Origin of the sequence: Mesotoga prima MesG1.Ag.4.2 (assembly GCF_000147715.2) — a bacterium.
In the GTDB taxonomy this organism is placed as follows: domain Bacteria; phylum Thermotogota; class Thermotogae; order Petrotogales; family Kosmotogaceae; genus Mesotoga; species Mesotoga prima.
Genome location: NC_017934.1, coordinates 1,918,789 through 1,940,713, shown reverse-complemented (window position 1 = coordinate 1,940,713; position 21,925 = coordinate 1,918,789). Strand labels below are relative to the sequence as shown.

General features: G+C 47.7%; 21 protein-coding genes and 2 pseudogenes. 19 read left to right on the top strand and 4 right to left on the bottom strand.

Features of this window, described 5'->3' with window-relative positions; all coding sequences use genetic code 11:
• Nucleotides 1–160: 160 nt before the first annotated feature.
• From THEBA_RS14290 to THEBA_RS08970, 10 genes and pseudogenes are all read left to right on the top strand, one after another.
• Nucleotides 161–370: a hypothetical protein gene (locus tag THEBA_RS14290; protein ID WP_014731275.1), complete on the top strand. Its 210-nt coding sequence runs from the start codon at nucleotides 161–163 to the stop codon at nucleotides 368–370.
• Complete coding sequence (locus THEBA_RS13765; RefSeq protein WP_049794056.1) at nucleotides 318–716, top strand: protease inhibitor I42 family protein; 399 nt, start codon at nucleotides 318–320, stop codon at nucleotides 714–716. The genes THEBA_RS14290 and THEBA_RS13765 overlap by 53 nt, the downstream gene beginning before the upstream one ends.
• Nucleotides 689–931, top strand: a pseudogene (locus THEBA_RS14980) (hypothetical protein); the annotation flags it as partial. The gene THEBA_RS13765 and the pseudogene THEBA_RS14980, both read left to right, overlap by 28 nt.
• Nucleotides 932–1,117: 186 nt before the next feature.
• A complete protein-coding gene (locus THEBA_RS09000) occupies nucleotides 1,118–1,744 on the top strand; it encodes a bifunctional 4-hydroxy-2-oxoglutarate aldolase/2-dehydro-3-deoxy-phosphogluconate aldolase (protein ID WP_014731273.1) in 627 nt (208 codons plus the stop codon).
• Nucleotides 1,731–2,630, top strand: coding sequence for an ROK family protein (locus tag THEBA_RS08995; RefSeq protein WP_014731272.1), 900 nt, complete (start codon nucleotides 1,731–1,733; stop codon nucleotides 2,628–2,630). The genes THEBA_RS09000 and THEBA_RS08995 overlap by 14 nt, the downstream gene beginning before the upstream one ends.
• Before the next feature lie 119 nt (nucleotides 2,631–2,749).
• A complete protein-coding gene (locus THEBA_RS08990) occupies nucleotides 2,750–3,775 on the top strand; it encodes a LacI family DNA-binding transcriptional regulator (RefSeq protein ID WP_236609132.1) in 1,026 nt (341 codons plus the stop codon).
• A 40-nt stretch (nucleotides 3,776–3,815) separates the two neighbouring features.
• Nucleotides 3,816–5,234, top strand: a complete 1,419-nt coding sequence (locus tag THEBA_RS08985; RefSeq protein ID WP_006489189.1) for an L-fucose/L-arabinose isomerase family protein — start codon at nucleotides 3,816–3,818, stop codon at nucleotides 5,232–5,234.
• Between the two features lie 43 nt (nucleotides 5,235–5,277).
• Entirely contained in the window at nucleotides 5,278–5,925 is a 648-nt protein-coding gene (locus THEBA_RS08980; protein ID WP_006489191.1) for a transaldolase family protein, read from the top strand.
• Nucleotides 5,922–6,911: a carbohydrate kinase family protein gene (locus THEBA_RS08975; RefSeq protein WP_006489193.1), complete on the top strand. Its 990-nt coding sequence runs from the start codon at nucleotides 5,922–5,924 to the stop codon at nucleotides 6,909–6,911. The genes THEBA_RS08980 and THEBA_RS08975 overlap by 4 nt, the downstream gene beginning before the upstream one ends.
• Nucleotides 6,908–8,317 (top strand): rhamnulokinase, encoded by a 1,410-nt coding sequence (locus THEBA_RS08970; RefSeq protein ID WP_014731270.1) that lies wholly within the window; start codon nucleotides 6,908–6,910, stop codon nucleotides 8,315–8,317. Before THEBA_RS08975 ends, THEBA_RS08970 begins: the two co-directional genes overlap by 4 nt.
• Nucleotides 8,318–8,323: 6 nt before the next feature.
• Here the strand turns inward: THEBA_RS08970 and THEBA_RS08965 are convergent, their stop codons facing one another.
• From THEBA_RS08965 to THEBA_RS08955, 3 genes are read right to left on the bottom strand one after another with little or no spacing between them, the layout of a single operon-like run.
• Entirely contained in the window at nucleotides 8,324–8,932 is a 609-nt protein-coding gene (locus THEBA_RS08965; RefSeq protein WP_014731269.1) for a bifunctional 4-hydroxy-2-oxoglutarate aldolase/2-dehydro-3-deoxy-phosphogluconate aldolase, read from the bottom strand.
• A gap of 25 nt (nucleotides 8,933–8,957) precedes the next feature.
• Complete coding sequence (locus THEBA_RS08960) at nucleotides 8,958–9,878, bottom strand: hypothetical protein (RefSeq protein WP_014731268.1); 921 nt, start codon at nucleotides 9,876–9,878, stop codon at nucleotides 8,958–8,960.
• Between the two features lie 27 nt (nucleotides 9,879–9,905).
• Nucleotides 9,906–11,534 carry an ABC transporter substrate-binding protein gene (locus THEBA_RS08955; RefSeq protein WP_014731267.1) on the bottom strand — a complete coding sequence of 543 codons (1,629 nt, stop codon included), beginning with the start codon at nucleotides 11,532–11,534 and terminating at the stop codon, nucleotides 9,906–9,908.
• Nucleotides 11,535–11,733: 199 nt separating this feature from the next.
• On the opposite strand from THEBA_RS08955, the gene THEBA_RS08950 reads away from it, so the two are divergent.
• The 5 genes from THEBA_RS08950 to ltrA (THEBA_RS08940) all read left to right on the top strand — a co-directional run bounded on the left by THEBA_RS08950 (nucleotide 11,734) and on the right by ltrA (THEBA_RS08940) (nucleotide 16,330).
• Nucleotides 11,734–11,862 (top strand): hypothetical protein, encoded by a 129-nt coding sequence (locus THEBA_RS08950; protein ID WP_041928182.1) that lies wholly within the window; start codon nucleotides 11,734–11,736, stop codon nucleotides 11,860–11,862.
• 739 nt (nucleotides 11,863–12,601) lie between these two features.
• Entirely contained in the window at nucleotides 12,602–13,837 is a 1,236-nt protein-coding gene (gene ltrA / locus THEBA_RS08945; RefSeq protein ID WP_014731266.1) for a group II intron reverse transcriptase/maturase, read from the top strand.
• 667 nt (nucleotides 13,838–14,504) lie between these two features.
• Nucleotides 14,505–14,633 carry a hypothetical protein gene (locus THEBA_RS14850; protein WP_006485539.1) on the top strand — a complete coding sequence of 43 codons (129 nt, stop codon included), beginning with the start codon at nucleotides 14,505–14,507 and terminating at the stop codon, nucleotides 14,631–14,633.
• A 94-nt stretch (nucleotides 14,634–14,727) separates the two neighbouring features.
• Complete coding sequence (locus THEBA_RS14845) at nucleotides 14,728–14,850, top strand: hypothetical protein (protein WP_006485555.1); 123 nt, start codon at nucleotides 14,728–14,730, stop codon at nucleotides 14,848–14,850.
• A gap of 211 nt (nucleotides 14,851–15,061) precedes the next feature.
• Nucleotides 15,062–16,330, top strand: a complete 1,269-nt coding sequence (gene ltrA / locus THEBA_RS08940; RefSeq protein ID WP_014731264.1) for a group II intron reverse transcriptase/maturase — start codon at nucleotides 15,062–15,064, stop codon at nucleotides 16,328–16,330.
• Nucleotides 16,331–16,465: 135 nt separating this feature from the next.
• Here ltrA (THEBA_RS08940) and THEBA_RS08935 read toward each other — a convergent pair.
• A pseudogene (locus THEBA_RS08935) lies at nucleotides 16,466–17,681 on the bottom strand (IS256 family transposase).
• A 566-nt stretch (nucleotides 17,682–18,247) separates the two neighbouring features.
• Between THEBA_RS08935 and THEBA_RS08930 the strand changes: the two are divergent.
• Genes THEBA_RS08930 through THEBA_RS08915 form a run of 4 tightly spaced genes read left to right on the top strand, consistent with a single transcriptional unit; the run spans nucleotide 18,248 to nucleotide 21,922 of the window.
• A complete protein-coding gene (locus THEBA_RS08930; protein ID WP_041928173.1) occupies nucleotides 18,248–18,880 on the top strand; it encodes a GntR family transcriptional regulator in 633 nt (210 codons plus the stop codon).
• A gap of 30 nt (nucleotides 18,881–18,910) precedes the next feature.
• On the top strand, nucleotides 18,911–20,155 hold the full coding sequence (locus THEBA_RS08925; RefSeq protein WP_014731259.1) for an ABC transporter substrate-binding protein: 1,245 nt from the start codon (nucleotides 18,911–18,913) through the stop codon (nucleotides 20,153–20,155).
• Nucleotides 20,156–20,203: 48 nt separating this feature from the next.
• Nucleotides 20,204–21,070 carry a carbohydrate ABC transporter permease gene (locus THEBA_RS08920; protein WP_014731258.1) on the top strand — a complete coding sequence of 289 codons (867 nt, stop codon included), beginning with the start codon at nucleotides 20,204–20,206 and terminating at the stop codon, nucleotides 21,068–21,070.
• A gap of 9 nt (nucleotides 21,071–21,079) precedes the next feature.
• Nucleotides 21,080–21,922 carry a carbohydrate ABC transporter permease gene (locus tag THEBA_RS08915; RefSeq protein ID WP_014731257.1) on the top strand — a complete coding sequence of 281 codons (843 nt, stop codon included), beginning with the start codon at nucleotides 21,080–21,082 and terminating at the stop codon, nucleotides 21,920–21,922.
• Nucleotides 21,923–21,925: the final 3 nt, after the last annotated feature.

Genomic DNA, 21,925 nt, shown 5'->3' with positions numbered 1-21,925 from the left:
TCGTTTTGACATTCCTCCTCTATGAAATACAAGAGAAGAGTTTAGCTGAAAACAGGACTTCTTCTTTGGATCCTTTCTTCCCGTTTGATCCTTTCTCTCTGGAGATCGTCAAATACCTACATTGTTAGGTTTTCTAACAGAAGCAGAATAGGTGGTACTTATGGCTTTCAAAGACTATCACATAATCTCTTTAATAATGACGATTGTATTTGTGACTTTCTATGGAACTCTTCTTGCCGGCATAGGAGATTCAGAAGAATCAAATATCCCGATAATTAAACAGAATCAGCTACGAACAACGCTTGAAGGCCCAACTTGTGGAGAAAGCTTCGACCGGTTATACATGGCACTACTATTCATCAGAAGCTAACGCCTTTTCACTTTTTTCGAAGGAAAGCTCCGTTGACCAATCTGAAAAAGCTGTCCAAGGTGGCGGTTCGAAAGTGACCTGGTTATTCAGTCCAGAAACCTTGGGAAGCTTTGCAATTATTTTCAAGCTCTACAGAGAATGGGAAGGCGAAGAAAAAGCTGTCGACATAAGGGTATTCAATGTAGAAATGGATGACAGAACTTTAAGTGAGTGTATTCCTGATTATGTAACGGTCCTTGACAGTTCTCCGGGTTTCATAAGTCGGGTGATCTATTCGCAGCCACTACTGAGGAAGACTTATCGGCTGGATTTTCATGGAGCGTGCGGGGCGATAGCGAAATCCTGAGACTCATAGATAACAGGTACATCGACCCTTCGAAGAGCCAATCCTTTCCCGGTGACATCTCGAACTTTCCAATAGCAAGCACCGAACCCGGAAAGCGGTTATTCGATTTCAAAGCTCTAAAAATAGGAGTCTCTCTAATAGAGTTCGAATTCTATAGCACGGTTGAAAACCATGGAAATGTTTCGACACTTTACGCGGGTGTCTCTGTTGAATAGCGATGAGAGATCTGAAAATGTTTTCAGAAGCACATTATTACATCAAAATGAGCAACGATATGCCACAAAAGACATAATACTCAAATGGACAGTTTCCTTTTCAGCGGGGAAATGTGGCGATACCTCCTGATATACTAAATGCAGAGATTATCTTCTGCCGGTAAGCGAAAGGAGGGGTATTTTACCGTGTTTGAAAGACTAATGACAGAAAAGGTCTTGACAGTAATTAGGGGTCTTACGCTTGATCAATCGAGGAAGTTGTGTGAAATGCTGCTGGAAAACGACTTGACGATTCTGGAAGTCAGTTTCTCCGACGAATCTTCATCTGAGATACTGCACGAACTCAAGAAGGAATTCTACGGAAAGCTCGTAATCGGGGCCGGTACAGTATACGATGATACGGCTTATTCGAGAGCGCTTCGCTCGAATGCCGATTTCGTTCTCAGCCCTGGATTTAGTGAGGAAATCGCAAAGCTGTCGACAAGGGATGGAATAAGTTATATACCCGGAGTCTACACTTCTACAGATATACAGACGGCGCTGAACAACGGATTCAGCTTTCTGAAACTCTTCCCCGGCGATGCAGAGGGTCTGAATTTGCTAAAAGCGTACAGGGGTCCGTTTCCCACAGTCAAATTCATGCCTTTCGGCGGAGTAACGGCCGAAAACGCTACAGAATACATGAAAGCAGGCGCCGTTGCGCTCGGAATCGGTTCCTACATAGCAAACAGAAACCTTTTTGATGAGGAAAGAGAAGGGGAGGTTCTTGAAAGGATCCTGAAAATTCGGAGAGCAGTAAATGCCAGCAGTTGACATAGCGATCGACGTTGGAGGTACCAAGACTCTCGTATCGGCTTTCGATGAGAAAGAAGTGGAGCCTTATTCATCGGAAGAATTTCCCACCAGGCCAGCTGAAGGAATTGACAGTTTCTTCGAGCGACTTAGTAACATCTGTCTTCGCATGAAAGGAAGTAGAAATATAAACCGCTGGGGGCTTTGCACGGCAGGTGCCGTCAGTCCCGAAAAGGGCAAGTTGATCTGGTCGCCGAACCTCGGGTGGAAAGACGTGGAGCTCTTCAAAAGAGCTTCCTCCTTTCTCGGTACCGAAGGTGTAATCGAAAACGACTGTAATGCAGCGGCTTTTGGAGAATGGGAATTCAGGAAGGATATTGAGTCGCTCATCTACGTTACCGTCAGTACGGGAATAGGAATGGGAATGGTCGTCCGGGGGAAAATCTTGCGGGGAGCAAGCAACGCAGCGGGAGAGATCGGCCACACAATAGTGAAAGCGGATGGCCCGCTTTGCACTTGTGGTCGTCGCGGTTGCCTGCAAGCAATTTCAGGCGGCAGGGGCCTTGAAATTAGAGCACATGATTCACTTGGAATCGAGATCGGCACAAAAGAGATAACAGATCGCGCAGAGTTGAACGAGCCGGTCTTCAAAGAAATGATAACCGAAGCTTCTGAAACTCTTGGACGCTTTCTCTGCAACCTCATAGATTCTCTCGATCCTTCGGTACTGGTAATCGGAGGAAGTCTCGGGAAGAACCGGTACTATTTCGACAGAATACTCAAGACCATTGAAGAGAACTACTACAGAGTTCCAGGAAAGAAGGTAAAGATTGAGCTTTCCTCTATAGAACCCAATCCAAACATACTTGGAATACTCTCCCTATCAAGGAAAACACACAAAGACTGACTTATTCTACTTGAGCTCTCTCTACGTCTGTCTGCTACCACTTTGCTTTTCAATCAAGGACGACCCATAGTATAATGAAAATGAACGCAAACGTTTGCGAAAGGTTGCGATCCCCAGTGATGAAGAAGACAACGATAAAAGACATAGCAAACGAATTGAACATATCACCGTCGTCCGTATCGCGAGCGCTTTCCGATGAGCCGGGAGTGAGTCCTTCCCTGAGGAAAGAGATAGTCGACGCGGCCGAGAGATTGAACTACATTCCCAATTCCTCCGCAAAATCCCTGAAGACAAGAAAGACCCAGACTGTGGGTCTCATCGTGTCGGATATCAGGAATCCATTCTTTCTGGATTTCATGAGCGGAGTCGAGACCGTGCTCTTTCCTAGAGGCTACAAATTCATCGTCTGCGACATCGGCGAGGATTTCGAGAAAGAGAGAATCTACATCAAATGGCTCCTCGAACACGGCGTCGAGGGGATACTTTCCTCGCCCTGTGGGGGTGAGGATGGAAGAAACAACTCACGACTTTACAGAGAGGCAGTCAGGAGAAACATCCCCGTAGTCTTCTACGATAGGATTCTCGAAGGACTTGATAGGATAAGCTCGGTAACCCTCGACAACCGACAGGCGATTCTCCAGGGAGTGTTGCACTTAAAGGAGAACGGTCACAGGAAACTCGGAATAGTCCTTCACAAAAAGGGAATCTATACAATAGAAGAGAGACGTATGGGCTTTTTGGAGGCTTGCAAGATGCTGGACATTGAAATAAACGCAGACTGGATTATCGAGAATGCAGTGGACGCGGAAAGGGCTTCGCTGTCACTGGAGTCTGTTCTGAAATCGGACAGGAGACCGGATGCGATCATATCCACAAACCAGTTTCTCAATGAGGTCATAGTTGCAACCGTAAGGCGGATGGGCCTGAAAATCCCCGGTGATCTATCGATTGTAGGCTTCGATGACCATTCTATGAACGAACTGATCGAGCCACCCTTGACGACGATCAGACAGCCTGTGAAGGACATCGGCAGGATTGCCGCCACGATTATGCTGAGCGAAATAGACGGAACACGAGGTGATAAATCGAAAGTTGTGCTGAAGGCGGAACTGCTTCAAAGAAAATCTGTGTCAAAGCTCATGTAGATAAGCTCGAAGAAAACACTGAAAAGAGGAGGAATGCTCAATGAAAAAGAGAAAGGTTGGAGTGATCACTTTTTCCGACGGGCGCGATTTCGTTCACAACGATCTGATCGAAATGAACAAGGGGTTTCAAGACAGGCTGGTTAAGGCCCTTGAAGCAACGGGTGAAGTGGAAGTTGTCACAGCCTCCGATATAGTCTGGAAGCCTTCTCTCGCGAAGAAGGCCGGCAAGGAGCTGATGAAGGCCGAGGTTGAGGCCACGATATTCAACTATGCTATCTGGTGCTGGCCGCATCTTTCCGTGATGGCCTCGCTTTATGCACCAGGTCCTTTCCTCACCTATGGACAGATCAATCCCTCTTACCCCGGTATGGTAGGCCAGCTGGCGGCAGCAGGTGCCCTCGAACAGGTCGGAATAATGCCTGAAAGGGTATGGGGCAATCCCGAAGATTCAGATGTAATTGAAAGGGTAATGCACTTCGTGAGGGCTGCTTCAGCGGCCGCAAGACTGAAGGGTGAAAGATACGGTATGTTCGGCGGCCGTCCGATGGGAATGTACACGGCTTCGGCCAACGGTGATCAGTGGCTGAAGGAGTTCGGTGTCGATGTGGAACAGATCGACCAGTATGAACTGGTAGTCAGGGCAGAGAAAGTACCAAAAGACGTCACAAAAGCAGCTAGAGAGTGGCTTGAAAAGCTTGCAACTGTAAAGTATGACGGCAAACAGCTTACACCTGAAAAACTGGAGAAGCAGATCGCGCTCTACGAGGCCGCGCTCAGTATCATAAAAGAGTACGAGCTGGATTTTGTTGGATTCAAAGGTCAGCCCGAGATGACAAACAACTACGCAACGATGGACATAGTAGAGGCCTTCCTCAATGATCCGTATGACTGGCACGGTTCAAAGGAGACAATCGTTGCGGCCACCGAAACGGACATGGATGGAGCTCTGACCATGGAGATCTTCAAGCATATTGCTCAGTCTCCAGTTCTATTTGCTGACGTGAGACACTACTTCGAGGAAGAGGACCTTCTCGACCTCTGTAACTCGGGCACTCATGCGACCTACTTTGCCGGAAAATCTATGAATCCCGAAGACAATCTCAAACACGTAGAACTGTATCCCGAGGACTTCTACTTCCCGGCCGGAGGAGCTGCCGTAAAGCATTTTGCGGCACCTGGGCGAGTTACCCTTGCCAGGCTTGCGAGACAGAACGGCGAGTACATCATGACAATAGTACCGGGAGAGTTCGTTAAGCTCTCCGAAGCAGAAGAAAAGAAGCTGTCGGAGAAGGTTCAGATCGAATGGCCACATGCCTACGTGAAGCTGGATACGGACATGGATACCTTCCTGAGATACTACCCGTGCAACCACACTCACGGTGTTTATGGCGATTTTGTAGAGGAATTGGTACAGTTCTGTGATATAAAGGGTATTGATTACCAGATTCTTGGAGAGTAAACTGCATTTCGGGACATATAGTTACTAAGAAAGGAGCCTGATAATGTTATACATTGACGGTATTTGTGAAAAGAGCGTTGAACTCGTTGAACAGCCGGTCTTTGCCGGAATCACTACCAACCCCACAATACTGAAAAGAGACAGGCCGGGATGGGGCCTGATGGATGCAATGAAATTTCTCTCAAAGGTCCCGGGCGAGAGACACTTCGTTCAGGGCAGCCTCTCTTCGACCGAATGGATTCAAAAGGTAAAGGAATTCATAAAGAAGAGCGATTTCGATCCCGAATTCTTTACTATCAAACTGCCCTGGGATCCGCAGAAGGCCTCTAATATTGTCCCTCAGCTGAACGATATTGGAGTTGGAGTATGTGCTACGGCCGTTTACACTTTACAGCAGTACTACGCCGCGGTCAGCATGGAAGTTGAGTATGTGGCCGTGTACTTCGATAGAATGGTGAAGGCGGGAATAGATGCTGACTTGAGAATTACGGAGATGTTAGACATTGGTGACTGGCACTCAAACGCCCCTAGAATCATTGCGGCAAGTATAAAGGATATCGAGAGCGCAAACAAACTTATCTCACTGGGTGTCCATGATCTCACGTTGCCCATCGAGATCGCAGCTGAATACGTTCAGGGTAGTTTTCCGGCAGATGATCTCAACAGGTTCGAGGCTGACTTCAAGTTATGAGAGATCGGTCCAAACCGGTTTTATGCTCTGGAGAGATCCTCTTCGATTTTATCTCTAGAGAACCTATGAAAGGCCTGGAAGGCACCACCCTGTTTGAAAAGAAACCGGGTGGTGCACCTTTCAACATATCTGTCGGTCTTCACAGACTGGGAGTCCCTATGGAATTCCTCGCCAAAATCGGCATGGACGAATTTGGAAACGCACTCCTTGAGTATCTGAAGTCTCTTGGAATATCTACCAGCTACGTGATTAGAGAACATGGAACGAAGACACCGATAGCCTTTGCCGCTCTGGACGGAGAGGGAAAGCCGGAATTTAGATTCTACTGGGATCATGCAGCCCATCTATCGCTCAAATCAGAAGAAATCGAAGAGATCGACCCTCTTAACTTTTCCCTCTTTCATTTTGGCGCGATAGTGCTCCTGGAAGAACCGTCGGCATCCACTTATCTAGAGCTGTTCGAAAGATTCAGCTCAAGAGGAGTCAAGACTTCATTCGACCCCAACATTCGAAGAAGCGCAATAGAAGATCACGATTCATTCAGGGCCACAGTCAGAGAAATCATCTCAAGAGTCGACATTCTCAAGCTCAGCGACGACGATCTGCTATACATATGTGACAGCGACAATTTAGATGAGGCCCTGTCTCGGCTCAAAGTCAGACCGGACACGCTCGTCTTTCTCACCCTCGGCAGCAGAGGATCCACTGTTTATCGCGGAAGGACTTCTGTTAAGAGAGAGGGGTTCAAGGTGAAAGTGGCCGAGACAACCGGCTGCGGAGACTCTTTCATGGCCGCAGTAATCTCTAAGCTCTACAATATGGGCGATGAAGAACTGCGTAGTCTTACCGAAGAAGATCTGGGAAGCATTCTCACTTTCGCAAACGCAGAGGCGGCGATTGTCGCGACAAGATATGGCGGAGCAAGCTCGATGCCAGCCGAAAGCGAAGTGAACCAGTTCCTTAAAGAACGGGGTATGGACCATTGATCGGATTCCTCGCCATAGACATCGGTGCCTCCAGCGGCAAGGCCTTCGTTGGAAAGTACGGTCGAAACAGGCTGGTTCTGGAAGAAGTACATCGCTTTTCGAACGAGCCTATTCATGTCGCGGATTTGACTCACTGGAACCTCATTTCGCTTTACAAGAATGTCGTGGAAAGTATAAAGGCGGCTTCAGCAATGGGAATTGAGATCCGGAGCGTAGGAATCGACACATGGGGAGTGGATTTCGGTCTCATCGACAGTTCCGGTTCGATTCAGGGCGATCCCAGGCATTACAGAGACATGTTCAAAGATGATTCCATGGATTACGCAATAAAGAAGGCCGGCAAGCGCTGGATCTTCGACAGAGCTCCAACCCAGTTTCAGCCATTCAACACTCTCTATCAGCTCATATCTCTCAAGCGTAATAACAGCCGTTACCTTGAAAAGGCAGACGCCCTTCTCCCGATGCCTTCACTCCTGACCTACTTCCTCACAGGGGAGAAGCTGACAGAGTTCACTTTCGCCACTACCACACAACTCTTCGATCCCGATCGAAACGACTGGAGCGAAGAGCTTATAAGATTCTTCGATCTACCGGACATAATGACTCCGATCGTAGATCCAGGGGAAATCGCCGGAGAACTGCTCCCCTCAGTCGCGGAAGAGCTTGGCATAAAGGGCTTGAAGGTTATTCTCCCAGCGAGCCACGACACGGCGTCGGCCGTTTCGTCCATGGATCTTTCAGATGATTCGATGTTCGTCAGCGCCGGAACCTGGTGCCTAGAGGGGGTGTTGATCGACAAACCTTCCAGAAATGACGACGTTATCGAAAACAACCTTGCCAACGAGGGCTGCTACGGAAGAAGGTACCGCCTGCTCAAGAATCTAACCGGTCTATGGTTGGTTCAGGAACTCCTCAAGGAGTGGAGGAGATCGGATCCGAATCTCGATCACTATGCATTGACCGAGATGGCGCTGACCGTCAGAAGCTATGAGAGAAAAATAGATGTGGAATCCGAAGCCTTCAGAAAACCGAGAAGCATGGAGAAGGCTATACTCTCCGAAGCCGAGAAGCTCGGAATCTCTTTGAAAAATAGGGGAGAGATCGTGAGAGCCGCTATCGAAGGAATCGCTTACCAGACAGAGCAGACAAGAAAACAACTGCAGTCAATAACCGGCCGGTCAATAAGGAACATTAGAATGGTGGGCGGTGGCATTCGCAACAGCCTTCTCTGCCAGTTAGTGTCAGACTACACAGGGCTTCCGGTAGTCGCAGGACCGGCGGAAGGAACTGCCACGGGTAACATCATAGTGCAGATGCTTGGTCTTGGAGAACTAAGCGACCTATCGCAGGCTCACGATCTTATTCAACGCTCATTCAACTTTCAGGAATACACTCCGAAAAAGTAACAAGATTTATCCAAAGAAATTCTTGACTTTGGCGACGTACTGTCTTGCCTTCTCCTCTATTTCTTCCGGGCTCCCCTTAGTCAGATCGGATCCTATACCGACGGCGGCGGTGCCTGCCTTGAACCACGTGTCTATGTTGTCAAGATTGACTCCTCCCGACACCACACACAGCGCCTCGGGGAAGGGACCCCTAAGTGACTTCACAAAGGATGGCGAAAGGACATCGCCGGGGAAGACTTTGACCATCGAGCTGCCCAGCGCAGTTGCCTTTACATACTCCGTCGGCGTCATTATTCCGGGAAGATATAGCGTCTCAAGCGCTCTGGACTGAATCGCAAGCTCTTCGGAAAGATGCGGACTTACAACGTACTTTGCGCCGCTCTTAACTGCCTTGCTGAACTGGTCGTCAGTGATAACCGTTCCAGCTCCAACGTAGGCACCCTCTATTTCTTTTGAGAGAATTGCAATCGCCTTGGGGGCGTCTGGAACCGTGAAGGTTATTTCCAGGATCTTCACGCCTCCTCTGAAACAGCTTCTTCCAATCTCGACACATCTCTCCACGCTGTCGCTTCTGATGACAGCCATTATCCTTTCCTGCAGGATAATATTCTTCACTTCTATCCCCCCATTCGAATTCTATTTAGAGTAATATTCTTCCAAATGATTTGAGAATCAAAAGAACTCTCAAGGTTATTATAGCAACCCACTCATCCCAGGCCCTGCTCATCTCGCCATCGTAGAAGCTCTTGGACCAAGTGGGCTTGATCTTCCCGTGTGTATGAAGCTCGTTAATATAGTATTCGATATTCTTTTCAATCAGCTCTCTATCGACGCAGAAAAATTCATCGGGAGAGGTAACAAAATCCAGCGGCTTGGCTACATACTCCGTTCGCCATTCCTCCTCATCCTTGCTGATCAATGTGCAGACTGCTTCATAGAGCTTTGGCCTTAAACTTGCGGCCGTCTTTTCGTCAAGTAATCTGTAGAGCCTTACAAAGCATAATATCTCGTGAAAAGAGGTAAACGTGTTCATACTTTCCAGATACCTGGTTGCCTGAGAAATAAGCTCATCTACATCTAGATTGGTGAACTCCCTGTACCTGGTTAAATATCCTATGATCTCGGCCGTTGGGTTCCCCCAGTTTGCATCGATTGCGCAAATTTCCTTCTCTTCATCGCATCCCCACCAAGGAGCGTGGGGGTAGTCATTGACGGTTCGTGGAACGGCAAACCATCCCTTTCTTTCCGAAACATATGTGTTGTCCAAATAGGCAATCGCTTTCGAGATTACTCCCTTTGCAAGTGGCAAATCATCGAAGTGAACAAGGTGTTGAAGCGCTACGGACGTTGCCATTGGAGAAGACGCTGGCAATCTGAAGTCCGGCTCTATAGCGTTTCCAAACCCGCCATCGACATTCTGATAACTGGCTATCTCCTCAACAACAATGTTTGCCGGGCCATCCATGAAATAATAGGCGAATAGTCTCTTTTCCAGTTCTCTACCATTCTCAAGGATCGTATATTGTGCTCTCCTAAAAGGCTCCTTTTCAAGATAGAGCATTTTTAATACCCCCTTTATGTTGTCCTTTCATTTCTGTAAATACCATTCAGCAAGATTCTCGTAAAGCTCCCCTCTGCCCGGGACCGGCCCGCTGAGCTGGCTATTCCAGAAAGCGTAAGAGAGATTGTAGGCAAGAACTAGAACCGGTACATCGTTCGTCCATATCCTGTATGACCCAAGATAATAGGGAGCACGTTTTCGCCAGTCAGTTTCAATGGCGGCCCTTCTCATAATCCTGAAAATCTGTGGATTTACATAACCCACTTCCCAGCCTGTCTTCAAATCATGCTCATACTCATTGGTCCATGGGGCTATCTCGGGATAATCAAAGGCCTCGACTCGAAGATAGACCAGCTCGTAATCACCTTCGTCTATGTCACGAAGAAGGCTTCCCCAATCGAGCCTTTCAACTTCGAGTTTCACACCTATCTTGTCCCAGCTCTTCTGGAGCTCCTCCAGCAATATATTCTCAATTCCATGATAGACCTTGATCGACAAAGTTATGCTACCCGGATAACCTGCATTTGAAAGAAAGGTCTTTGCCTTATCCGGATCGTACGGAAGATCCACTATCTGAGCTTGCAAAGTCTTAAAAATGGACGTCCTGGGATCCACAGGGATGAAAGTCCCAATGGAGTTGGGGAGGGCTTCAAGAAGAGATTCGTAGTCAAGAGACATCTTGAGTGCCTGTCTCACTCCCCTTTCTGCCAGGAGCGCGTTTCTATGATTTATGAGGATAACGTGATAACTACCATCCGGGAAGCTTCCCGATTTGAACTTTCCGGAAGCCGCTTCACTAAGAAGAGACTCGTTATGGTCCGGTTCACTGAAGAGAAGATGCAGCTCGCCCGCATCGAACATCTCAATTCTGTCAAGAGGCTCTGCCACTTCCACGAGCCTTATTTCATCTAGAAGGCTCTTTCCAGGCCAACTCTCGAATACTAGCGGAAAGAGATCGTCTCCAGATCCTCCGTGCCAGTTCGGGTTTCTCTTTAGAATAATGTTGCCTTTTACGCTTGCCGGATCGAGCATGAACGACCCTGATGTAGCTTCCACGGGTGGTTTATCCATCTCCATGTTCTCTTCCAGGCTCTCCGGTTCGATTCCAAGTCTGTCGGAGTAAATATGTTTGGCGAGTATGCCCGTTCTCAAAGAGTTCAAGAATTCGGGATACGAATCATTGAAATTGAAAACCACGGTCTTGCCGTCGACGACGGAAAACCAGCCAAACCGCGGATCATTGAGAGCCTCATAGACCGGAGAGCTTTCGGTGCTCTTCCAGGCTTTTATCGAGTACTCTAAATCCGCACTGGTTATAGGCGTTCCGTCATACCAGAAAATATCGTCTCTGAGCTTTATGATAAGTGACTTGTTCGAATTCAACAGCTCGTACTTTTCCACCAGGCAAGGACTCAATTCGTCGCCGCTTGCCCATCTGAAAAGCGGATCCTGGATCGCAAAAGTAACCCAGAAATCACCCTCCGAAAGCTCAAAGCCTGGAATGAATCTGAACGTAGTATCGACCGGCAGTGTAATCGAACCTCCGGCTAACTCCGAGTAAGAGAATTCTTCTTCCGTACCTCTTCTTTTAAGAACCTCGGCGAAACTACTGGTCAACAAGATTAGCAATATACCGACTAGAAATAATCTCCGCACAGGGTACCTCCAAAGCTTCAAGTCTCTCCACTATTATATTAGATAAACCTAATTCGATTTCATTCGCAAAGACAAAGAGCAGGAGAAAATGGTTCTTCGTTGAATGGTTCACCGTTCACTGAATAGAGCATGTTCTTGGTTCCAGAGCAAGAATCTGTTCTTCGTTCTTGGTCAAACATTTGCAAGTGGTCGGAGGTTGGTGGCATCAAGATCAGAAGTGATGCTGCCTCCGGCAGGAAGTGAGGCTCGCTGGCGCGAGGAAGTGATGCCTGGAAGGTCATCCGGGGAAGCGATGCTGGCGCTTACGCACCAGGAGGCAAAAACCTAAGAAAAAGAGCGGGCAAACTAATGTAATCTGATTAGAACAAACCTATTCTGTAATCCTGAAGTGCTCCTGTTCAGGATCTGGGCTTTTGAAAAACTGTGGTCGAGGGTTGCGAGTTGGGGGTTGGAAAGAGCAAAGGATTAGTTGCAAGATGCAGTGTGCCAAGAAGGCGAAGAAGGAAACTTCTAGCCATGCTTAATTGAAGATGAGGGAGGGCCCCTCGAAGCCGCCATGCAGGTGGAGGCTTCAAACCACCGTAAGCTGCTGTGGTAAAGAGCCATGGTAGTGAACGTTACGGGAAAAGGCGGGACAGTGATCCCGTCAGGTGAGTACCAGAGGAGACGAATACAAGTGAATCACCGTGAACGTGTCGTAAGAACTACTAGTGTCATCAAAACCGGGGGGTGCAACTATCCCGGGATAAGTCTGGAGGAAACCTGCTTACTGTCCAGATGGTGACCGGCATATAGGTGGCGTGACCCTGGTACAGGCTTTGATTAGGAACTTGGGAACCTGGATCTGGATGTTAAGGGAAAAGCCGCAAGTGGAAGAACCCACGAGGGTGAAAGTACCGATGCCAGATTCAGGGGCGGAACAGTCCGTAGTAGTGATGAAGCTCCTGTAATGGGAGTGGAGCGAAGGGACTGTGTTATCCAGTTTTGTAGGTTAGTCAACCAACTCTGTGCAGACAACCGAAAGGGAGGAACTGTGAACAGAGACAAGGAAGGAGCCAACAGACAAGATGAGGTCGTATGAAATCCCCAAGAAAGTAGTACTGGAAGCATTCAAGAAAGTGAAAGAGAACAGAGGGGCAGAAGGAATAGACGAGGTAAGCCTGGAAGAGTTCGAAGCCGATCTTGACAACAATCTCTACAAGATTTGGAATCGAATGACCTCGGGCAGTTACTTTCCACCTCCAGTAAAAGCTATAGAGATAGAAAAGAAGAGTGGAGGAAAGAGAGTACTGGGAATCCCCACAGTGGGGGACAGAGTAGCCCAGATGGTAGCCAAAATCTATCTCAATCCCCTGGTAGATCCATACTTCCATAAGGACTCCTACGGATACAGGGAGGGAAAGTCAGCGATAGATGCCCTTGAAGTAACGAGGCAGAGATGCTGGCGGTATGACTGGGTACTGGAATTCGACATTAAAGGACTGTTCGACAACATAGACCATGAACTACTAATGAGGGCAGTCAAGAAACATGTGAAGATTCCATGGCTAATACTCTACATAGAGAGATGGCTGAAAGCACCCTTTATGCAAGCGAATGGAAGAGTCGAAGAGAGGAGCAAGGGAACGCCACAGGGAGGGGTAATAAGCCCTGTACTGGCTAACCTCTTCATGCATTACGCCTTCGACAAGTGGATGGAGAGAACTCATCCGGATAAGCCCTTTGCCAGATACGCAGATGATGGAGTGATACACTGTAGAACTCTGGAGGAAGCCCGGCTTCTTCTTGAAAGTCTCAAAGAAAGAATGGAAGAATGCAAACTAAAGCTTCATCCAGAGAAGACCCGTATTGTCTACTGCAAAGACGATAAAAGGAAGGGCGAGTATCCAAATACAAGCTTTGACTTTCTAGGATACACCTTCAGAGTCCGTAGCTGCAAAGCCAGAAACGGGAGGATCTTCTACAGCTTCACCCCTGCAGTGAGTGAACAGGCAAAGAAGGCGATGAGACAGAAGATCCGGAGAATGAGACTTCAAACCAAGTCATACCTGAGTATTGAAGAACTCTCAGAAAGAATCAACCCGGTAATAAGAGGTTGGATAAACTACTATGGACACTTTCGCAGATTTGAGATGTATACAGTACTGAGTCAGCTAAACAAAGCCTTAGTTCAGTGGGTAAGAAACAAGTACAAGAAAAGGAGAGGTCGTACAAAAGCGGGTAAATGGCTAGAAACTCTTGCTCGCAGAGAGCCTCGTCTATTTGTACACTGGACAATGGGGATATTCTATACGGCTGGATAATGGGAGCCGGATGAATCGAGAGGTTCAAGTCCGGTTCTGAGAGAGCCTGGGGGTGAAATCCCCCTGGGCTACTCACCAAAAAGGCCGGGGTCGGAGGTTGGTGGTTGGAGGTTCGTAAGAGCAAAAGAGGTTCACTGCTGAATGGTTCTCCGTTCTCCAAACAAAAAACCTGTTCTTCGTTCCAGAGAAAGAATCTGTTCTTCGTTATTGGTCAAAACCGTGAAGCAAGAGTACCAAGATTCCGAACAGGAGCTTTGTCGGAATGACGGCATCTAGCCTTTTCGCAGTAACCGTTACTTGTTATCCCACTGAGCCTGTCCTGAAGCCTGCCCCAATGAGCCTGCCCTGAAATGCTCTTGTTCAGGGCTTCTGTTTGGGGTCTCTGTTCAGGGTCATCCCGAACTTGTTTCGGGATCTGCACTTTTGAAGACCGTTGTCGGGGTGTCGGAGGTCGGAGGGTGGAAAGAGCAAAGGAACTGGTTGGCCGTTGAATGGTTTTCCGTTCGCCGGGGAAAGCCATGAAGCAATAACATCGAGATTCCGACCAGGAGCTTTGTCGGAATGACGGAATTGGGCGTTTTCGGAGTAACCATACGCTGTCATCCCGAACTTGTTTCGGGATCTGGTGCGCCCGGCATGATACACAACTATAGGGTGAAAGACCCGAATGCGGGGAGTCAAAGAAGCATTAGCCAGAGGCAAGGGTGTCACTGGTAACGGTGAATCTGAAGGAAGCCCGAGGCAAAGTCCGGAACTGAACGAAAGTGAACCAGGGATGGCCGTTACAGTAGGGTAACCCTGCCAGATAAGGGAAAGCCCTGACTCCAGCTGTAAAGGTTTGGATGGCAGGATTCGGATGAAAGTGGTGTATCTTACCCGGGGAAGTCCTCATGAGTCCGAAAGGGGTAACCGTTAGCAAGGAGGTGATCCAAGTTAACGGAAAGCTCAGGAGGATGGCAGACGAACCCGTAGTAGTGAAGAACCTCTCCGAAAGGGGAAGGGACCTTGGCTAAAAGCCAAGGGGGTGATGGGGAAGTCGAAAGGCTCCATCACTTGCGAAGGGGGGAAGGATCGAAGAAATGTGATCGGAAGACAGATAAGAGATTCAGCTTAGACAGTTAAAGACAAGGTACAGATTCCCGAAAGGGTAGAGAAGCCAGTAATAAACTGTCGAAACAAAATCTGAAACTACAACTGTTGGAAGAGAGCATACAGGAGAAAGAGATGAAGTATTACAGTCTAATCGACAAAGTCTATTCGGAGAAGAACCTTTTAAAAGCCTATGGCAGGGTAGAATCCAACAGAGGAGCCCCCGGTATAGACGGAGTAACCGTAGAGATATTCGCAGAGAAACTTCCCGAAGAAATCGAGAGACTATCCGGAGAAATCAAGAGAGGCGAATACAAACCCATGTCACTCAGGAGGGTAGAGATCCCGAAAGCCGACGGTAAAACGAGGCAATTGGGAATACCTGCAGTGAGAGACAGGGTTGTACAGCAATCTCTCAAGGAGGTACTCGAACCGATATTCGAGGAAGGATTCCATCCCTCCAGTTACGGTTACAGAAAGGGAAGAAATGCCTGGCAGGCAGTGGAGAAGGCGAAAGCCTTCGCATCCAAATACGGACTGTGTAATGTAGTGGAACTTGACCTCAGTGAATGTTTCGACACTCTGGATCATGAGAAGATAATAGACTCCGTAGCCGAGAGAGTGAGTGATGGAAAGATACTCAAACTCATACGGGCAATACTGAAGAGCGGAGTAATGGAAGATGGAGTCTGGAAGGCAACAGAGACTGGCAGTCCACAGGGAGGAGTAATAAGCCCGCTGCTGGCTAACATCTATCTGAACGAATTCGATCAGAAGATGAAAGCCAGAGGAATAAGGATAGTCAGATACGCAGACGACATACTGATCTTCTCGAAAACCCAGGAAGAAGCCCGAGAGTTTCTGGCAATCGCGATAAACATACTGGAGATTGACATGAAGCTCAAGGTCAACAGAAACAAGACGAGAATCACAACACTTGAAGATGGATTTCACTTTCTTGGCTTCGAAATAAAAGGCGAGAGAGTGGGGATAGAGAAATCCAGATTGAAGAGATTCAAGGAAAAGGTCAGGAAACTTACAAGAAGGAATCAGAGCAGGCCGGTAAAGGAGATAGTGAAACAGCTCAATCCACTGTTGAGGGGATTCGCCAGCTATTTCAGGATAGTGGATTTCCAATCCATTTTGAGGGGACTTCTGAGCTGGATAAGGAGAAGGCTAAGAGCCATCATACTACACCAGTGGAAGACCACCAAGAAACTGAACAGAGTTCTCAGAAGGACCGGATGGAAAGAGAAAGTCAACATGAGAATGAACAAATGGCGATCTTCTCACTCAAAAGCAGCCAATTACGCCATCCCCAACAGGTTCTTTGAAGAGATGAACCTAGTCGATATGACAAAATACCATCATCCCCTGTCGAAATTTCCGATACTTGATCCATGAGCCGTGTACGTGGCCCGTACGCACGGTTCTGTGAGAGGGCGAGGGGCTCCGCCCCTCTCCTACTCGATGTTTTGAACCGCTCGGGGTTCTGTCTCTTTTTTTGTGTAAACCCCTTTTTTGTAATGGGTTTAAGAATCAGCTTATGTACTTAGCTAATCTTTCATACTTTATCACAAGTTGAGTAAGGATCCTGGACCAATCAAGAGTTCTTACTGTCCATTTCTTTGTTATGTTCATTATTGCTAGATAAGCCATCTTTAAGAGAGAATTGTCTGTTGGAAAGACTCCTTTGTTCTTCGTCACCTTCCTGAGTTGTCTATTAACTGATTCAATGGGATTAGTTGTATAAACCAATCTTCTCAGTTCCTCTGGATATTGAAAGAAGGTTGAGAGAGTTTCCCAGTTATCTTTCCAGCTTTTTATTGACAAGTGGTATTTGTCGCCCCACTTCTCTTCTAGTGCAAGCAATGCATTCCATCCTGCCTCTCTTGTAGGTGCCTGATAAATTGTCTTGAGATCGCGTGCTAGAGGTCTACGATCCCTCCAGGTAACATATCTCATGGTGTTTCTTATCTGGTGAACTATGCACTTCTGAACCTCTGAGAATGGATATACAGCCTCTATGGCTTCTTCCATTCCGGCTTAATGCATCTATTGAGAAGATTGCCACGTCTTCAACCCCGCGATTCTTCAATTCGTTGAGAATGCTTAGCCAGTAGCTTGCTCCTTCTGTTTCACTTATCCACATGCCTAGAATGTCTTTGTGGCCATTTAGGGATACTCCTAAGGCTATATAGAGTGCTTTCTTCCTTACCTGGTTGCTTTCAACGACCCTGAAGAATACGGCATCCATGTAGACTATCGCATACGCAGATTCTAATGGTCTGTTTCTCCATTCGGAGACCAGTGGCAGTATCTTGTCCGTTATCCTGCTTACGCTCTCTGCAGACAATCTGGAACCGTAGATATCCTCTATATGACTCTGAATATCTCTTACTGTCATTCCCCTTGCATACATGGAGATTATCTGATCCTCTATACCAGAAATGTCCCTCTGGTGTTTCTTCACAACAACCGGTTCAAATTCACCTTTCCTGTCTCTTGGTATCTCAAGTTCTATTTCTCCGTAATCGCTCCTAACTGTCTTCTTGCTATGTCCATTCCTGGAATTGTCAGTCTCTTTGTTCTTGTAGTCATGCTTCGAATATCCAAGCTCATCTTCCAGTTCTCCTTCAAGCATTTCTTTGATTACGTCACCAAACAATTCCTTCATTGCCTCTTGAACATCTCCAACGTTTTCAAATCCATTCTTCTCGATTAACGACTTGATCTTTTCTCTGTCAAATTTCATCTTCTTTTCCCTCCAATCTTCTCTTCCATTCTAGAGGGTTTACACAATCTTCTTTACATACTCCCGCTCGGCAGGGAGAACCGTTGACCGGCAACGTGGCTTTCATCAGTGTTCATCCGCTCTTTCCCCGCGAAGCGAGCATTGCGACCTGGGCAGTTCTTGCCCAGCCTTGCGTCCACTGATGCTCCTCAGTGTATTGCGTCCAATGTTCTATAAGGGCATCACTTCCCGAAGCAGTCGGCCTCGCGTCCCGGCATGTTCTTAGCCGGCATTGCGACCTGGGATGTCCCTGCCCTGCCTTGCGCTCCAGCACGATCTTCGCCGGAATTCCGATTCCTAGTACAGTGGACTGATGATGGCAAATCGCAAACTAAAAGGGTTCCACAGTCTTTGTTTCTGAAGATGAATAGTGTATATTAAGCTGTAGGACATCCTACAACATTCAAGAGGCGGTGCGAATGAGGGAGATAGGTATCGACCACAATTCCCATGTCTCACTTTCTGGGAAGATTCATAGCGAACTGAGAAAACTGATCTTGAATGGTGAACTCAAAGCAGGAGAGTGATTGCCCTCGGAACCGGACCTTGCTCATGAGCTTGGGGTTAGCAGGAATTCCCTGAGAGAAGCTATCGGCCTCCTTCAAAGAGAGGGTTTGCTACTTAAGAAGCATGGAATTGGGACTTTCGTTACAGATAGATATCCGATCATTAGGGGAGGAATCGAGAGGCTCTCAAGCATAGGGAGCTTTATCGAATCCCAGGGTCATTCTGCCAGAAGCGAGATAAGCCGATTCGATCAGTGTGTTTGCGAAGAAAAAATCTGTGAGTTCCTCGACCTGGAAGTCGGCTGTCTGGTTCATGTTCTTGAGACTACCAAATACGCTTCGGAAATGCCCGTTGCCGTTTGCATTGATTACATTCCGAAGTCCATAGTGAAAGATATAGATCCCGACAGAATTCACAATTCTGTCTTTGAGGGACTGGGTAAACACTATAATATCGATATCAGATATGCCGAGTGCGATTTAATTCCTTCAAGTTGTGACGAAGTCCTATCTGAAAGGCTCAAGGTCGACGTGGGTACTTCACTTCTCTTACTGGAGCAGATTCATTACGACGTTTTGGATAGAAAGGTTCTGTATTCGAAGAGTTACTTTCCGTCGGGAAAATTCACTTTCAAGCTCATCAGAAGACGTTGAGATAGATAGCTAAACAGGAGGTGTAGGGAAATGAGAAAGCTTTTACTGGTGACGGTTCTATTACTGGGTGTTATGCTTTCAGCCACAACCATTGAGGTCCTATGGATGGGGTGGCCCCAGGATCAGGTTATGCAGCTCGTCAATGCGTTCAAAGAAGAGACAGGAATCGACGTGGACATTCAACTGGTCCCCTTCGGCCAGCTCTTCCAGACGATTGAAGTCAGACTTGCGGCTGGCGACGGTACACCGGATGTGTATATTGTGGATGGTCCAAACACGGCCTCTTATGCGGCACGAGGTTATCTCCTTCCCCTGGATGAACACTTCAGCGATGAGGAGATGTCTGCGTGGTTCGATGCCTCTATAGAAGAGGGCAGCTATCAGGGCACTTTCTATTCGGTTCCTTACGGAACTTCATCGGCCGGCATATTCTACAATAAAGCTATCTTCGAGGAATACGGTGTTCCATTTCTGCCGGAGACAATAGAAGAGAGACTTACGTGGGAAGAGGTGGCCGAAATTGCGAAGAAACTCACCAAAGACACCAACGGTGACGGACTTACAGATATCTGGGGTCTTGTGATTGAACAGATAGACAGACCGTATCTGATCTTCCCCATGGTTCAGTCACTAGGCGCGAAAGTCCTTTCTGACGACGGTCTTGAATCTCAGGGATATATCACTTCAGATGAGTTCGTTGAAGGAACCACCTTCTACTGGAAACTCTTCAACGAATGGAAGGTCAGTCCCCAAGGGCTCAACGACTCGGCCATTTCACGAGAGTATTTCGGAACTGGCAGAGCCGCAATGATGCTTGGAAACGAGTGGAACTTGAGAAGGATGCTCCAGTATCCCGACGTGGATTATGGACTTTCCCCCTTCCCCTATTTCGAGGGCGGAGTTGCAGTCACCCCGACAGGCAGTTGGCATGTTGGAATTAACTCCAAGACAAAGAAGCTTGAGGAGGCTCTGGCCTTCACAAAGTATATTACCGGCAAGGAAGCTGTAATAACCTGGCACAAGCTGAACGGTATTGCACCGGCAAGGCCAGATGTTTACGAGGCCCTTCCCGAGGTTTTCGATAACCCAATGTGGCAGCTCTTCGTTAAAGAAATGGAGACCACCGCAGTCCCGAGACCTAGAACACCCGGATACTCTCAGTACGAGCTAATGCTGCGGGAGGCATTCAACTCTATTCACTACGGTGCCGATCCAAGAAGCACCCTTGAAGAGGTCGCCGTACGAATCGACAGAGAACTTAGAAAGTACAGATAGTTTTCCAGGGATCGTGCCTGAATCTAGATTATTCCGGATGGTGTGCAGATGTTTCGAAATAACAAAGTAGCGTGGCTTTTTGTTCTGCCCGCGCTGGTATTTCTTCTTGTATTCAAGATCTGGCCAATAGGCGTCTCGGTTATTGAGAGCCTTACTATGACGAGTTACACCGGGACAAAGTCATTCGTAGGGTTCGAAAACTATGAATACCTCTTCAAGCATGATCCCGTTTTCTGGAAATCCTTTTCTGTTACTCTCTTGTACTCGATAATCGTAAATCCCTTGATTGTCCTGACCTCATTGTTGATGGCGTTGCTTCTGAATTCCAGCCACTTCTTCACCAAGTTCTTCAGGACTGTCTTCTTCTTGCCGACGGCGATCTCGTTCGCCGTTGTCTCGGTAATCTGGATGATAGTCCTCGATCCGTATAACGGGCTGGCAAACAGCTTTCTGACCATGTTCGGCTTCAAACCTCAGCCCTTCTTCGCCTCTCCCGATCAGGCGCTTTGGGGGCTGATACTTCTTAACGTCTGGAGAAGCTCGGGCTACTGGATGATGTACTTCCTTGCAGGATTGCAGAACATTCCCGAGACGCTGTACGAAGCTGCCGAGATCGACGGGGCCTCAACTCTGAGGAAGACTTTCAAGATAACGTTGCCTCTGCTTACTAGGACCATTTCATTTGTTCTCGTCGCAAATACGGCCTTCAATTTTCTTAGTTTCGCGCCGGTCTACATAATTACCAAGGGCGGCCCCATGGGCTCGACAAATCTCCTGATGTACGAGTCTTACAAGAGCGCCTTCGTAAATCTCGACATGGGAAGGGCCTCTGCGATCACTACGATCTTGCTGGGAATCATCCTTGTTTTCAGTTTCTTCGAGCTGAGGTTTACAAGAGCTCGATTCGAGTATTGAGGTGGAATCATGAAGAAGCGAAGCCTTTGGAAAACACTTATTCTCTTTGCCGTTCTCGGCATTATAAGTCTTTTCTTTCTGATCCCACTCATCTGGGTCGTTGCATCCGCTTTGAGGCCTGCCAGTCCGCTCTACGAGTACGCCAATCCTCTGACCTGGAAGAGTTTCATTCCGACTCAACCGACGCTGGAGAATTTCGTACATATATTTGTGAACCTCAACTTTGGCAGGGCTCTCATGAACAGCCTTTTCGTTTCAGTCTCAACCATAGTTCTTACGGTCCTGGTTTCCTCCATGGCAGGCTTCGCGCTTGCGAAGTTCGAATTCAGAGGCAAGGCTGCGCTCTTCACAATAGTGCTGATAACCTTCATGGTTCCCTTCGAGTCTATTGTCATACCGCTTTATATACTCATAAAACAGCTACATATAGACAACACATACTGGGCGCTCATTCTTCCGGGCGTAGCCAACGGCCTTGCGATATTCCTTTTCAGGCAGTTCTTCTCTGAAGTGCCTTCAGAGATAATGGAAGCGGCAAGAATAGACGGCGCGTCCTGGTTCAGAATCTACTGGAGGATAGTCCTTCCGCTGAGCGTTCCGGCCATAGTCACGGTAATCGTAATGGTCTTCATGTTCCAGTGGAACTCGCTGTTCTGGCCTCTTGTAGCAACCCATTCAAGCAGATTCGAAGTTGTACAGGTAGCCATCGCCGCACATAGATCAACGGAAAATACAAGTTGGGCAAATCTCTTCAGCTCGGCCATCGCCGGCAGTCTGCCGCCGGTAATTCTCTTCCTGTTCCTCCAGAAGTACTTCGTAAGGGGGATAAGCGGAACGGGGTTGAAAGGATGATTT